The 13,529-nt window shown below is 38.1% G+C and carries 16 protein-coding genes and 1 tRNA gene; 6 read left to right on the top strand and 11 right to left on the bottom strand.

What is annotated here, in order from left to right:
• Positions 1-52: 52 nt before the first annotated feature.
• The 5 genes from sigG to PCY70_RS12835 all read left to right on the top strand — a co-directional run bounded on the left by sigG (position 53) and on the right by PCY70_RS12835 (position 2,616).
• Complete coding sequence (sigG, locus tag PCY70_RS12815; protein WP_305767687.1) at positions 53-826, top strand: RNA polymerase sporulation sigma factor SigG; 774 nt, start codon at positions 53-55, stop codon at positions 824-826.
• A gap of 40 nt (positions 827-866) precedes the next feature.
• A complete protein-coding gene (locus PCY70_RS12820; RefSeq protein ID WP_305767689.1) occupies positions 867-1,124 on the top strand; it encodes a YlmC/YmxH family sporulation protein in 258 nt (85 codons plus the stop codon).
• Positions 1,125-1,175: 51 nt separating this feature from the next.
• Positions 1,176-1,712, top strand: coding sequence for a tetratricopeptide repeat protein (locus tag PCY70_RS12825; RefSeq protein WP_305767691.1), 537 nt, complete (start codon positions 1,176-1,178; stop codon positions 1,710-1,712).
• Positions 1,713-1,873: 161 nt separating this feature from the next.
• Positions 1,874-1,961, top strand: a tRNA-Ser gene (locus PCY70_RS12830).
• A 37-nt stretch (positions 1,962-1,998) separates the two neighbouring features.
• Positions 1,999-2,616, top strand: coding sequence for a YigZ family protein (locus PCY70_RS12835; RefSeq protein ID WP_305767693.1), 618 nt, complete (start codon positions 1,999-2,001; stop codon positions 2,614-2,616).
• Between the two features lie 49 nt (positions 2,617-2,665).
• Here the strand turns inward: PCY70_RS12835 and PCY70_RS12840 are convergent, their stop codons facing one another.
• From PCY70_RS12840 to PCY70_RS12865, 6 genes are read right to left on the bottom strand one after another with little or no spacing between them, the layout of a single operon-like run.
• A complete protein-coding gene (locus PCY70_RS12840) occupies positions 2,666-3,151 on the bottom strand; it encodes a dUTP diphosphatase (protein ID WP_305767694.1) in 486 nt (161 codons plus the stop codon).
• Between the two features lie 13 nt (positions 3,152-3,164).
• Positions 3,165-5,594: a Stk1 family PASTA domain-containing Ser/Thr kinase gene (gene pknB / locus PCY70_RS12845; protein WP_305767695.1), complete on the bottom strand. Its 2,430-nt coding sequence runs from the start codon at positions 5,592-5,594 to the stop codon at positions 3,165-3,167.
• On the bottom strand, positions 5,595-6,356 hold the full coding sequence (locus tag PCY70_RS12850) for a Stp1/IreP family PP2C-type Ser/Thr phosphatase (protein WP_305767697.1): 762 nt from the start codon (positions 6,354-6,356) through the stop codon (positions 5,595-5,597).
• Positions 6,357-6,372: 16 nt separating this feature from the next.
• Positions 6,373-7,395: a dual-specificity RNA methyltransferase RlmN gene (rlmN, locus tag PCY70_RS12855; protein WP_305767699.1), complete on the bottom strand. Its 1,023-nt coding sequence runs from the start codon at positions 7,393-7,395 to the stop codon at positions 6,373-6,375.
• A 16-nt stretch (positions 7,396-7,411) separates the two neighbouring features.
• Positions 7,412-8,716, bottom strand: coding sequence for a 16S rRNA (cytosine(967)-C(5))-methyltransferase RsmB (rsmB, locus tag PCY70_RS12860; protein WP_305767701.1), 1,305 nt, complete (start codon positions 8,714-8,716; stop codon positions 7,412-7,414).
• Positions 8,717-8,774: 58 nt separating this feature from the next.
• The gene (locus PCY70_RS12865) at positions 8,775-8,897 is read right to left on the bottom strand and encodes a hypothetical protein (protein WP_305767703.1); all 123 of its coding nucleotides are present in this window, start codon (positions 8,895-8,897) and stop codon (positions 8,775-8,777) included.
• A gap of 312 nt (positions 8,898-9,209) precedes the next feature.
• Here PCY70_RS12865 and PCY70_RS12870 point away from each other — a divergent pair, with 312 nt between their 5' ends.
• Positions 9,210-9,500 (top strand): hypothetical protein, encoded by a 291-nt coding sequence (locus tag PCY70_RS12870; protein ID WP_305767705.1) that lies wholly within the window; start codon positions 9,210-9,212, stop codon positions 9,498-9,500.
• A gap of 46 nt (positions 9,501-9,546) precedes the next feature.
• Here PCY70_RS12870 and PCY70_RS12875 read toward each other — a convergent pair whose 3' ends face one another.
• The 5 genes from PCY70_RS12875 to def form a co-directional block, all read right to left on the bottom strand.
• Positions 9,547-9,702, bottom strand: coding sequence for a hypothetical protein (locus PCY70_RS12875; protein WP_305767707.1), 156 nt, complete (start codon positions 9,700-9,702; stop codon positions 9,547-9,549).
• 245 nt (positions 9,703-9,947) lie between these two features.
• Positions 9,948-10,802 (bottom strand): calcium-binding protein, encoded by an 855-nt coding sequence (locus PCY70_RS12880; protein WP_305767709.1) that lies wholly within the window; start codon positions 10,800-10,802, stop codon positions 9,948-9,950.
• A complete protein-coding gene (locus PCY70_RS12885; RefSeq protein ID WP_305767711.1) occupies positions 10,789-11,973 on the bottom strand; it encodes a calcium-binding protein in 1,185 nt (394 codons plus the stop codon). The genes PCY70_RS12880 and PCY70_RS12885 overlap by 14 nt, the downstream gene beginning before the upstream one ends.
• Positions 11,974-12,103: 130 nt before the next feature.
• Positions 12,104-13,036, bottom strand: a complete 933-nt coding sequence (gene fmt / locus PCY70_RS12890; protein ID WP_010167905.1) for a methionyl-tRNA formyltransferase — start codon at positions 13,034-13,036, stop codon at positions 12,104-12,106.
• Positions 13,037-13,519: a peptide deformylase gene (gene def / locus PCY70_RS12895; RefSeq protein ID WP_010167906.1), complete on the bottom strand. Its 483-nt coding sequence runs from the start codon at positions 13,517-13,519 to the stop codon at positions 13,037-13,039. It abuts the gene before it with no gap.
• Between the last annotated feature and the right edge of the window lie 10 nt (positions 13,520-13,529).

The following is a 13,529-nucleotide window of genomic DNA, read 5'->3' on the forward strand; positions in this document are numbered from 1 at the left end:
TATATCTAAGGCTAATAAGACAACTTTTAAGGAACGACGAGGAGGATTCTACATGGCAATTAATAAAGTCGAGATTTGTGGTGTTAATACCGCTAAATTACCCACCCTAACCAATCAACAAAAGGAACATTTATTTGAGTTGATTGGAGCTGGAGATAATATGGCTAGAGAAGAATATATTCGTGGTAATTTAAGACTTGTACTTAGTGTAATACAGCGGTTTAATAATCGAGGTGAACATGTAGATGATTTATTTCAGGTAGGATGCATTGGTCTTATTAAAGCGATTGATAATTTTGATACTACTCAAGGAGTAAAGTTTTCTACTTATGCAGTACCAATGATTATTGGTGAAATTAGAAGATATTTGAGAGATAACAATGCAATTAGAGTAAGCCGCTCACTACGAGACACTGCATACAAAGCTTTACAAGTAAAAGAAAAATTACTACGACAAAATTCAAAGGAACCAACAATCGAAGAGATTGCTGCGGTTCTAGAAATTGCAACAGAAAATATTGTATTTGCACTAGATGCTATTCAAGATCCAATCTCATTATTTGAACCAGTATATCATGATGATGGAGATGCTTTATTTATTATGGACCAGGTAAGTGATGAAAAATCTCAAGATGATATTTGGTTAGAAAATATTGCGTTAAAAGAAGCTATGAAGAGACTAAACGATAGAGAAAAGCATATTTTAACGTTACGCTTTTTTGCAGGTAAAACACAGATGGAAGTGGCAGATGAAATAGGGATTTCACAAGCTCAAGTTTCGAGACTTGAAAAAACTGCGTTAAAACATATGAAAAAGTATATTTGAGACAAGTAGAGAATATAGTATTTATGAGGGGGGTAATACTATGATCATGAGAATTGGTAATATGCGCCATAAAGAGGTCATAAACATCTTAAATGGTGTAAGACTTGGGTATATTTGTGACGCAGAAGTGGAATCTAGTACTGGACATGTCACAGCACTGATTGTTCCAGGCCCTGGGAAAGTTATGGGACTTTTTGGTAGAGAATATGAATGGATAATTCCGTGGGAAAATATAAGACAGATTGGCAAAGATACTATCTTAGTAGAGGTACCGGATAATGAACAACCAAGAAGATGACTTTGACTTTTCTCGAAGTCATTTTACTTTTTTACGTGGGAGGGATATGAGATGTTAGAGATAGAAGATATATTATTGTGGATAAATAATCCTCATAATTTAAATGAATTAGGTTGGTGCTATTTTTACAGCAAGGGGGTAGCGCAAGATTTTACTATGGCAGCTATGTTGTTTGAAAAAGCCGCCGAATCAGGTTTTGCCTATGCACAATACAATTTAGCCAAATGTTATGCAGCTGGAGATGGAGTTGAGCCTAATATGGAAAAAGCGTTTTACTGGTTTAAACAAGCTGCAGAACAAGGAGATGCCTATGCTCAAAATAAAGTAGGTTGGTGCTATGAAAATGGCAATGGAGTAGAAAAGGATATAGAAAAGTCTGTAGTATGGTATACCCGAGCTGCGGAACAGGGGGATGAAATAGCACAATATAATCTAGGTGTACACTATTCAAATAGTGAAGGTATTGACCATGATTTAGAAAAAGCAGAAGAGTGGTATGAAAAAGCTGCCGATCAAGGTCATTTAGATGCACAATATAAACTAGAGGATTTACGAATAGGAATGGGATTATTTGATTCTTGGATGTAATAAAATTTAATTTTAATAATAAGTTGCCAATATGATATAGGATTGTCATGAACATAGTATTTAAAGAATTACGAGGGATAGTATTTTTGTACTGTACCTCATTTTTTTTTAGGGCTTGACAGCATTATTTATTTCTGCTAGAATACAATCAATAAAAATTTGGAGAAATACCCAAGAGGTCGAAGGGGCTCCCCTGGAAAGGGAGTAGGTCGTGAAAGCGGTGCGAGGGTTCGAATCCCTCTTTCTCCGTTCTTAAATTACATATCATACTAAGTGGGGGAGAGTTATGTTTATTACCATTAAAAACGATGCCATTATTGAAATTATTGAAAAAAAGTCTCGTTTTATTGGGCATTCTTTTAAAGTTAAAAACGAAAAAGAGGCAGAGGAATATTTACTGCAACTAAAAAAAGAGCATTATAAAGCAAATCACAATTGCTTTGCATATCAAATCGATCCCAATATCCAAAAATTTAGTGATGATGGGGAGCCCGGAGGTACTGCTGGGCGACCTATTCTTGATGTGTTAAAAGGAAAAGAGATTAAAAATGTTCTGATAGTGGTGACTAGATATTTTGGTGGTACTTTGCTGGGGACTGGTGGTTTGGTGCGTGCATACTCTCGTGCTGCAAAAGAAGTTATTTCAGCTGCGGGATTGGTTAAAATGGTACTGATACAACTAATAAAATTGGAATGTTCATATGCAGATTATGGTAAAATAGAATATTTGCTAAAAAGTAATCATTATATGATTCGTGATATAGTATTTACTGATACAGTTGCTATTTTTATAAAAGTAGAAATAGATAAAGTAAGCGACTTTTTAAAATGGATAATTGATAAGACCAATAATGTAGTTCAAATCACAAAAGAGGTAACAGAATTAGTATCTGTTGAGTTATAAAAGTAAAAAAGTCGCAAAATTATTTTATAACTTACGACTTTAAAAGTATTTATTTCTGACTTGATCCTTTATTACCAGTTCCTCGTTCCGATTTTATTTTTAACAGTTCATCTAGTGAAAGCTCACATATCTCTAATTGTGGAATTTCTAAAAAAATACATTGTGCGAGCGCTTTAGTATAAGGATATATTATTGCTTTGTTAAATTTAGCATGGTTTTCAGTTTTAGAAATTATTATTGAACTGGTGTTGTGATTTGTAATTCCAATAAACCATTCCCCTCTATATCCTGAGTCGATAATACCTGCTCTTTGTCCTATTCCTTTAATACCTGTCGAGCCTCGTTCTTTAATAATTCCTACATAATTTTGGCTGAAGGCAGAAGCTATCCCTGTTGAAATGAGCTTTGTTTCATGTGGATTTATTATGATATAGTCTTCTTCAAAGCATGCATAAATGTCATAGCCTGCATCCTCAACTCGTTTACTGGGTATGATTGCATTTGCATTCAATTTGCTAAAATATACCTTTTTCATAATTTATTCCTCCTCAAAATTTAAATTCTTCTTTCCATCGTTCCAATGAATCAAAATATACTGATAATACACCAGTTCCAGAACCAGTCAATTCTATTGTGTATGGAAATTCATTTTTTTTAATATTTTTGTTAAATAATGTTTGTTCTCCTTGATTGGTATTAAACGTAACAATAACATGGTAAGTAAGTTTGCCAGTGTTTGTTTTTAGTGATTCTGGCAATTTGATGGTATAGGGTTTGACTTCTAATAACGTTTCTGCTGGAAGAATCAAGGATGTATTTAGTTGTTTAAGTGATTCTTGTTCCCTTATTATATCTTCTTGCGTATGCTGAAGTTCAGCTGCTTTTTGGATAGCTTCTTCTTTTGCTTCTTGAAATTCTTTATCAGTCTTTTCTGCAGCATTTTCGGCTTTGTTGGCTGCCTTTTCAGCTTTTTTCATTGTATCTTCAGCATCATCTAATTTCTTTTCTGTTTCTTTAATATCATCATTAGAACTATTGGCGTCTGCTTTTAATTTTGATATTATATCTTCGATTTTTCGCAGTTCTTCTTCGGCTTGAGCTTGTATTTTGTTAGCTTCAATGGATTTTTGCGCAGCTTCTAATGCATCTTCTTGTGCGTTTATATATGCTTTTTCTGCCTTAAGAGCTTCGTCTGTATCTTCTTGAATTTTCTTTTGAAATTCTAATATAGTCTCCTCTTCTGATTGGTTCTTAACCAAATTTTTGAGAAATTGTTCTAATTCAAAGAATACTCCGTTATCATCAGTTTTTTCAATTACTGGCCCCAAGCTTACAACTATATTAATCGCTGCATCTGGATCCACGTTAGTATTAGGGAGCAAGTCTTGAGAAAGTACTAGCCCCTTAGGTGTATTGCTTATTTCTTCTGTTACTACACCCAATCTCAATTGATACGCTGCTAATGTATTTGTTGCTTGCTCCAGAGTTAAGTTGTGTAGGTCTGGCATTATCACATAAGGTATTTCTTTTCCTAAACTTACTATTAATTCCACTACATCAAATTTTTGTGCCGTACTTTGTCCTTTCGGTAATTGATTAACCACTGATCCAATTTCTATATATTCACTAAATTCTCGTGTAATTACAGAGTATAAACCAGTGTTTTCTATAATTTCTTGGGCTTGCGCAACATTATAACCGACTACATCTGGTACTATAACTGTTGTTTTTTGAGGAGTTTTTGCTATAACTAATTCGATAGTGGAATTTTTAGTTGCAGTCATGTTGATTGCTGGTATTTGCTCTAATACTGTCCCGGATTTCATCCTAGTAGTTTCTTTTTCACCCACTTTAATTACATTGAATGATTTAGAATTTGCAATATCAGTTGCTTCTTCCAACGTTTTGCCTACTAAATTTGGGACTGCAATCAATTTTTCTGTTTCGGCAGATGCTGTTGGTTCAATAAATAAATATACAGCCAAAAACCCCATCGATAAACCCAATGCTAAGAGTACTCCTAATATAGTAGCCAGGCTTTTTCCAAATAATGAGAATTTTTTCGTTTTTTTCGTTTGTTCTATCTGTGTCACGTTTTTGTCATTATCAGTAACGAGTGCTTGGGACAACGAAGTTTCCACATGAGCCAAATCGTTTGGATTTGCTAAGGCTTCTTTTAACGCAGTGCTCATTTCTGCTGCATTTTGAAAACGCAATCCAGAAGCTTTTTGCGTAGATTTATTGATGATATTTACCAATGCTGTGCTAATTGATTCATTATAATCTCGAGGATCTGGTACAGGGTCGTGTATATGTTTAACAGCTACCGTAACATGATTATCCGATTCAAATGGAAGTCGTTTCGTTGCCATTTCAAAGATTATTATTCCTAGCGCATATAAATCCGAACTTTCGTTAACGGGACGCCCCTTTGCCTGTTCTGGTGAAAAATAATGCACCGACCCTACAGCATCGCCATTAAGCACCACTGTTGATGTTGTAGCGGCTTGCGCGACTCCAAAATCTCTAATTTTTAATACCCCATCATCGGTTACCAATATATTTTCGGGTTTTATATCTCTATGGATAACGTGATGCGTATGCGCTGCACCCAATCCTTCTAAAATCTGAAGCGCATAGTTTATGATTCGGCTTTCATCAAAAGGTGCTTCTTTTTCTATAATAGCTTTTAATGTTCGTCCTGATATATATTCCATTATAATGCAGTGTAAATTCTTTTCATCATACACATCGTAAATCATTCCAACATTCGTGTGGCTCAAGGTTGCAACTGCAGAAGCTTCGGTCTTAAATCGCTTTACAAATTCTTCATTTTCATTTAACTCTTTTTTTAATACTTTAATTGTTACAAATCTATGCAACTTAATATCTTCTGCCTTATATACGATGGCTGTTGCGCCTTCTCCAAGCCTTCTTAATATGCGATAGCGTTTGCCTAAAATAAGTCCCGGTTCCACTTATTTTACCCCCTCTTCTGCAGTCAGTATTATCAATGCTATATTATCATGACCACCATTTGAGTTTGCAAGAGAAATAATCTCTTGTGAAATTGTTTCTAGTGTATGATCTCTATTGTGATTGATTATTTGGAAAATATCATTGTCAGGTAACATATTTGTAACGCCATCGCTGCACATTAATATATAATCGAGATATTCAAGTTCATAGATACACACATCCAACTTAATTGATTCATTGATACCAATTGCACGCGTAATCATATGGCTCATTGGGTGGTTAGCAGTCTCTTCTAACGTAATCATCCCCTTCTCATACAGCTCTTGAACCAAAGAATGATCTATCGTTAACTGAATAATATCTCGGTCGTTTATAGCGTATGCTCGAGAATCTCCCACATAAGCAATATACATATGTTTTTCAAATACGGTGATTGCTATAAATGTTGTGCCCATCCCCTGAGTGGCGTTCAATTCTTTTGATTTGTTATATACTACATAATTTGTATGATAAATGCTTCTATTTAATAAATTTATAATATCATCTTGTGTATTTAACGTTAATTCTTTTAATTCTGTGATATATTCAACAAATACTTCAATAGCTATTTTGCTAGCTAATTCACCATTGCCCAATCCACCCATACCATCGGCTACTATATATAAATTAGGAAGCGCTCCAATATTTGTATCGCAGATAAATATATTATCTTGATTCGTTTGCCTTTTTAAACCAATATCTACTTTACCAAATGAAATCACATTTTCACCTCAAATATTAAATATTAATAAATCGCTGTCTCAATTGACCACAGGCTGCGTCAATATCTTCTCCAAGTTTTCTTCGTACTGTTGTTTGTATGTTATGCTTATTTAATATGTTACAAAATTTAACCACGTTATTGCTAGGTTGGTACATTTTTTCATCAACGTTATTTATAGGAATCAAATTCACATGGCAATTTATGCCTTTAAGTAGTGCGCACAATTCCATAGCTTCTTCGGACCCATCATTTTCTCCCAAGATAAGACCATATTCAAATGTAACACGTCGATTGGTTTTTGCAATATAGACCTCAACAGCATCCATAATATCTGCTAGCGGATACTTTGCGGCAATTGGCATAATTCGTTTTCGCTTCTCGTTTGTTGCCGCGTGCAAGGAGATTGCTAACGTAAGTCCACTATTTGCCTCGGCAAGTTCAAAAATCTTTGGAACAATCCCACAGGTAGAAATTGTAATGTGTCGTATTCCAATATTTTGGCCATTTACATCGTTTATTAATTCCACAAATTTCATAACGTTTTCATAATTTTCAAAAGGTTCTCCGCTGCCCATCAAAACTATATTAGAAACCCGGTTGGCGGTATCGTTGACAATTTCATATACTTGTCCTAGCATTTCTGCTGCAGTTAAATTGCGAACCAACCCCCCAATGGTAGATGCACAAAATTTACATCCCATTCTGCATCCAACCTGTGTAGAAATGCATACGCTGGCCCCATGTTTATACTGCATGAGCACGCTTTCGATAACATTTCCGTCTTCTAATTTAAAAAGATACTTCTTGGTTTCGTCTATCTGAGATTCAAGTTTTTGGACTACTTTTAATTTATATGTTGGATACAAAATTTTTAGTCTTTTTCGAAACTCTTGCGACAAGTTAGACATTTGATCATAATCATAAATCAACTTTTGATGAAACCACTCAAATAATTGCTTGGCCCTAAACTTACTCTCACCTAAATTTTTTACAACGTCTTCAAGCTCTGCAAGACTTAGTTCATTTAACACTTTCACATTTAGTTCCTCATTTCTAGTTTTTAATAAATCTTGCAACAAAAAATCCATCGGTATTGGCCACAAATGGAAAAATATTTGCATAGCAGCCATCGACATAATTCTGAAATGCAGACGGCACAAAAGGGGCAATATCATCTCGAACCATCCCCAATTCGTCAGCTATATAGTCGACCATATCTGTGTTTTCAATATCTACAAGTGTACAGGTGCTATAAATTAATATGCCGCCAGGTTTTAAATATCGCACAGCCGTTGCGGCTATAGTTCGTTGCAGTTGATTGATTGCACTCACATCGGTAGCGGCTCGAGTATACTTAATATCCGGTTTTCGTTTAAGCAATCCTAAACCAGAGCATGGGACATCAATCAGTACCTTATCAAATTTTTCGCAAAATTCATCTACAAAAACTGTAGCGTCAAGGCAAACTGCATCTATACAGCCTATGCCAAGGCGCGCTGAATTTTTTTTAATAAGCTCAACTTTATGTTCATAAATATCTGCACTGACTATGTTCACATCTGCAATTTGAGCTATATGAGTTGCCTTTCCGCCTGGAGCGCTACACATATCCAAAATTAATTCGCCATCTTGGGGAGCAACAACGTGAGCCACGATTCCGGCGCTTTCATCTTGTATGGTAAAAAATCCCGATACAAAGCTAGGCATGTCAGCGATAGACTGCGCTCCTTCCAAATAGAGATATTCATCCTCAAATATGGCGGCAGGTTTCGTGGCGAGACCATCTAATTTTAAGCATTCAACCAGTTCATCTCTTGAGACTTTGAGCGTATTAACTCTTGCTACCACCTCGGCTCGCGCTGTAGTGGATTCACAAATTTGTTTTGCAATATCAGATCCATAACTACTCACCCATAATTCAATTATCCATTCAGGGATCGAATAATAAACGCTCCAATTTTTTGCTGGAAGCGCAATGTTAGATCTTTCAATGCTTCGAAGTACGCCGTTTACAAATTTTGACAATCCAGCAAAGCCACGAGATTTTGCCAACTTGACAGCTTCATTAATTGCAGCATGAGCGGGCACTTTGTCCAAATATCTAAGCTGGTACACACTGATCCTCATCAAATTTCTAATAAAAGGTTTCATCTTAGACACTTTAATAGAAGAAACTTGGTTAATAATATAATCAATAGCAATCTGATATTTCAAAGTACCAGTGGCGATTTCCGTTGCCAAGCCCCTGTCGCGACTCTCCAAAATTTCTAAATCTTTTTTCAAAACTAGTTGTAAATATGCGCCCTCTTTTTCGACTTTCACCAAGGCATCTACAACTATTTCTCGTAAATGTTTCATAAATTCTCCAAACTATGTTTTAATTTATAATTCTGTAATACTTATTTTTAAAACGGCCTCATCTGCAGATGCCAAAGCTAGGCTCAACATCGGTTTCAAAAGCTAGGACATCAACATCGGTTGCCAAAGCTAGGAAATCAACATCGGTTTCAAAAGCTAGGACCTCAACATCAGTTGCCAAAGCTAGGAATCAACATCGGTTTCAAAAGCTAGGACATCAACAGTTGCCAAAAGCTAGGAATCAACATCGGTTCAAAAGCTAGGACATCAACATCGGTTGCAAAAGCTAGGCCTCATCTGCAGTTGCCAAAGCTAGGAAATCAACATCGGTTGTAAAAGCTAGGACATCAACATCGGTTGCCAAAGCTAGGAATCAACATCGGTTGCCAAAGCTAGGATATCAACATCGGTTTCAAAAGCTAGGGACCTCATCTGCAGTTGCCAAAGCTAGGATATCAACATCGGTTTCAAAAGCTAGGGACCTCAACATCAGTTGCCAAAAGCTAGGACATCAACATCGGTTGCCAAAGCTAGGAATCAACATCGGTTTCAAAAGCTAGGACATCAGTTGCCAAAGCTGGGAATCAACATCGGTTTAAAAGCTAGGACATCATCTGCGGTTGCCAAAGCTAGGATATCAACATCGGTTTCAAAAGCTAGGACATCAGTTGCCAAAGCTAGGAATCAACATCGGTTTCAAAAGCTAGGACATCAACAGTTGCCAAAGCTAGGATATCAACATCGGTTTCAAAAGCTAGGACTCATCTGCAGTTGCCAAAGCTAGGAATCAACATCGGTTTCAAAAGCTAGGACATCATCGGTTGCCAAAGCTAGGAATCAACATCGGTTTCAAAAGCTAGGACATCATCTGCAGTTGCCAAAGCTAGGACATCAACATCGGTTGCCAAAGCTAGGACATCAACATCGGTTTCAAAAGCTAGGACATCATCTGCGGTTGCCAAAGCTAGGATCAACATCGGTTTCAAAAGCTAGGATCATCTCAGTTGCCAAAGCTAGGATCAACATCGGTTTCAAAAGCTAGGACATCAACACCGGTTGCCAAAGCTAGGAAATCAACATCGGTTTCAAAAGCTAGGACATCAACAGTTGCCAAAGCTAGGAAATCAACATCGGTTTCAAAAGCTAGGCATCAACATCGGTTGCCAAAGCTAGGAATCAACATCGGTTTCAAAAGCTAGGACATCAACATCGGTTGCCAAAAGCTAGGACATCAACATCGGTCAAAAGCTAGGACATCAACACCGGTTGCCAAAGCTAGGAAATCAACATCGGTTTCAAAAGCTAGGACATCAACACCGGTTGCCAAAGCTAGGAAATCAACATCGGTTTCAAAAGCTAGGACATCAACACCGGTTGCCAAAGCTAGGAAATCAACATCGGTTTCAAAAGCTAGGACATCAACATCAGTTGCCAAAGCTAGGACATCAACATCGGTTGCCAAAGCTAGGATATCAACATCGGCTGTAAAAGCTAGGACCTCAACATCAGTTGCAAAAGCTAGGACATCAACACCGGTTGCCAAAGCTAGGAAATCAACATCGGTTTCAAAAGCTAGGACATCAACACCGGTTGCCAAAGCTAGGAAATCAACATCGGTTTCAAAAGCTAGGACATCAACACCGGTTGCCAAAGCTAGGAAATCAACATCGGTTTCAAAAGCTAGGACATCAACACCGGTTGCCAAAGCTAGGACATCAACATCAGTTGCCAAAGCTAGGATATCAACATCAGTTTCAAAAGCTAGGGCATCAACATCAGTTGCAAAAGCTAGGACATCAACACCGGTTGCCAAAGCTAGGAAATCAACATCGGTTTCAAAAGCTAGGACATCAACACCGGTTGCCAAAGCTAGGAAATCAACATCGGTTTCAAAAGCTAGGACATCAACACCGGTTGCCAAAGCTAGGAAATCAACATCGGTTTCAAAAGCTAGGACATCAACATCAGTTGCAAAAGCTAGGACCTCATCTGCAGTTGCCAAAGCTAAGGCCTCAACATCGGTTTCCAAAGCTAGGACCTCAACATCAGTTGCAAAAGCTAGGACATCAACATCAGTTATCAACATCGGTTGTAAAAGCTGGGACCTCATCTGCGGTTGCTAAAGCTGGTGAACCAACATCGGTTGTAAAAGCTGGGACCTCATCTTCAGTTGCTAAAGCTGGTGAACCAACATCGGTTTCAAAAGCTAGGACATCAACACCGGTTGCCAAAGCTAGGAAATCAACATCGGTTTCAAAAGCTAGGACATCAACACCGGTTGCCAAAGCTAGGAAATCAACATCGGTTTCAAAAGCTAGGACATCAACACCGGTTGCCAAAGCTAGGAAATCAACATCGGTTTCAAAAGCTAGGACATCAACATCAGTTGCAAAAGCTAGGATATCAACATCAGTTTCAAAAGCTAGGGCATCAACATCAGTTGCAAAAGCTAGGACATCAACACCGGTTGCCAAAGCTAGGAAATCAACATCGGTTTCAAAAGCTAGGACATCAACACCGGTTGCCAAAGCTAGGAAATCAACATCGGTTTCAAAAGCTAGGACATCAACACCGGTTGCCAAAGCTAGGAAATCAACATCGGTTTCAAAAGCTAGGACATCAACACCGGTTGCCAAAGCTAGGAAATCAACATCGGTTTCAAAAGCTAGGACATCAACACCGGTTGCCAAAGCTAGGAAATCAACATCGGTTTCAAAAGCTAGGACATCAACACCGGTTGCCAAAGCTAGGAAATCAACATCGGTTTCAAAAGCTAGGACATCAACACCGGTTGCCAAAGCTAGGAAATCAACATCGGTTTCAAAAGCTAGGACATCAACACCGGTTGCCAAAGCTAGGAAATCAACATCGGTTTCAAAAGCTAGGACATCAACACCGGTTGCCAAAGCTAGGAAATCAACATCGGTTTCAAAAGCTAGGACATCAACACCGGTTGCCAAAGCTAGGAAATCAACATCGGTTTCAAAAGCTAGGACATCAACACCGGTTGCCAAAGCTAGGAAATCAACATCGGTTTCAAAAGCTAGGACATCAACACCGGTTGCCAAAGCTAGGAAATCAACATCGGTTTCAAAAGCTAGGACATCAACATCAGTTGCCAAAGCTAGGACATCATCTGCAGTTGCCAAAGCTAGGACATCATCTGCGGTTGCCAAAGCTAGGATATCATCATCGGTTTCAAAAGCTGGGACATCATCTGCAGTTGCTAAAGCTAGGACCTCATCTTCGGTTGCCAAAACTAGGATATCAACATCGGTTTCAAAAGCTAGGGCCTCAACATCGTTGTAAAAGCTAGGATATCAACATCGGTTGCAAAAGCTAGGTATCAACATCGGTTGCAAAAACTAAGGTATTAACATCGGTGGCCTACAATTTATAGCCAAGTTCGATTTGATTTCCTTTGATATACTCAGAAACAAGCATTCGTTTCTTATTCGGGACTTGTATTTCTGTAATTAAAAGAAGTCCTTTGGCAGTTTTTACCAAAATACCTTGCTTGTCTACATTTAAAATAGTGCCCGCGTCTTCGGTGGCAGCGAATTCTGGTGCCTCTTTTGCGGCGTGCACCTTGATTTTTTCACCTTTGTATTCAATATAAGCTGATGGCGAAGGAGACATTCCTCGTATCAAATTTTCAATTTCTGTTGCGGACATGTTAAAATTCAATTTTCCCATTTCTTTTTCGATTTTAGGTGCAGAGGAGGAGAAGGAATTGTTTTGCTTTTCTCGTTGCGCGCCACCGTTTTCTATTAAAGGAAGAGCTTCTTTTAAAGCAAGAGCACCGAGATTTTTCAGCTTGTCAAACATAGTTCCTGCAGTGTCGTCTGGTGTGATTGAAATTTCTTTTTTATATAACATATCGCCAGTATCAAGACCTTTATCCATGTACATTATGGTAACGCCGGTAGTTGTTTCGCCGTTGATGAGAGCCCACTGGATAGGTGCGGCGCCGCGGTATTTTGGCAATAGAGAACCATGAATATTGACGCATCCTAAGGTAGGTATTTTCAATATTGTGGCTGGTAAAATTTGGCCGAAAGCAACGACAACGATCAAATCGGGAGCAATATCTTTAAGCAGCTCCAAAATTTCTTTGTTTTTACGAAGCCTTTCGGGTTGAGCAATGGCAAGATGATGCATCTGAGCTGCTGCTTTTACAGGAGATACAGACTCTTTTTTGCCACGACCTCTTGGTTTATCGGGTTGCGTAATAACCAAAGAAATTTGATGCCCCTGTTCTATCAGCATTTCGAGAGCTGGAACAGCAAAATCGGGCGTTCCCATAAATACAATTTTCATTTAGTACTCCTCCTCGTGCTCATCGCCAGTAGAGTAATGCAAGTCACCGATAACGCAATCGACAAAAATCTTGCCATCTAAATGATCGTTTTCATGACAAATTGCTCGCGCAAATAGTTCAGATTTTGTGATTTCAAAATGGTTACCATAGCGATCTTGAGCTTTGATAGTAACGGTGTTAGGTCGGGTAACGACGCCATATCGGCCGGGTACGCTCAAGCAACCCTCGTCTCCTGTTTGCTCACCATCTTCGAAGATTATAATTGGATTTATAAACTCAACCAATCCCTCGCCGATATCTATAATAAAAACACGTTTTAACGTTCCAACTTGCGGCGCCGCCAATCCTACACCACTGGCACTGCGCATTGTTTCTTCCATATCATTCAAAAATGAGTGCAGTAATGGATCGAATTTCACGACTGGTCGAGATACTTTTCTAAGAATAGGATCATCATCGACCCTGATACTTCTAATAGCCATAATTTACGTT

This window comes from Candidatus Epulonipiscium viviparus (assembly GCF_030708075.1).
Taxonomy (GTDB): domain Bacteria; phylum Bacillota; class Clostridia; order Lachnospirales; family Cellulosilyticaceae; genus Epulonipiscioides; species Epulonipiscioides viviparus.

What these genes read in the sequence shown, in the direction of transcription:
- rsmB (WP_305767701.1), bottom strand. Translation starts at nt 8,716, where the DNA reads ATGAAACATTTACGAGAAATAGTTGTAGATGCCTTGGTGAAAGTCGAA.
- PCY70_RS12840 (WP_305767694.1), bottom strand. Translation starts at nt 3,151, where the DNA reads ATGAAAAAGGTATATTTTAGCAAATTGAATGCAAATGCAATCATACCC.
- PCY70_RS12835 (WP_305767693.1), top strand. Translation starts at nt 1,999, where the DNA reads ATGTTTATTACCATTAAAAACGATGCCATTATTGAAATTATTGAAAAA.
- PCY70_RS12880 (WP_305767709.1), bottom strand. Translation starts at nt 10,802, where the DNA reads ATGTTGATAACTGATGTTGATGTCCTAGCTTTTGCAACTGATGTTGAG.
- fmt (WP_010167905.1), bottom strand. Translation starts at nt 13,036, where the DNA reads ATGAAAATTGTATTTATGGGAACGCCCGATTTTGCTGTTCCAGCTCTC.
- PCY70_RS12820 (WP_305767689.1), top strand. Translation starts at nt 867, where the DNA reads ATGATCATGAGAATTGGTAATATGCGCCATAAAGAGGTCATAAACATC.
- def (WP_010167906.1), bottom strand. Translation starts at nt 13,519, where the DNA reads ATGGCTATTAGAAGTATCAGGGTCGATGATGATCCTATTCTTAGAAAA.
- sigG (WP_305767687.1), top strand. Translation starts at nt 53, where the DNA reads ATGGCAATTAATAAAGTCGAGATTTGTGGTGTTAATACCGCTAAATTA.
- PCY70_RS12825 (WP_305767691.1), top strand. Translation starts at nt 1,176, where the DNA reads ATGTTAGAGATAGAAGATATATTATTGTGGATAAATAATCCTCATAAT.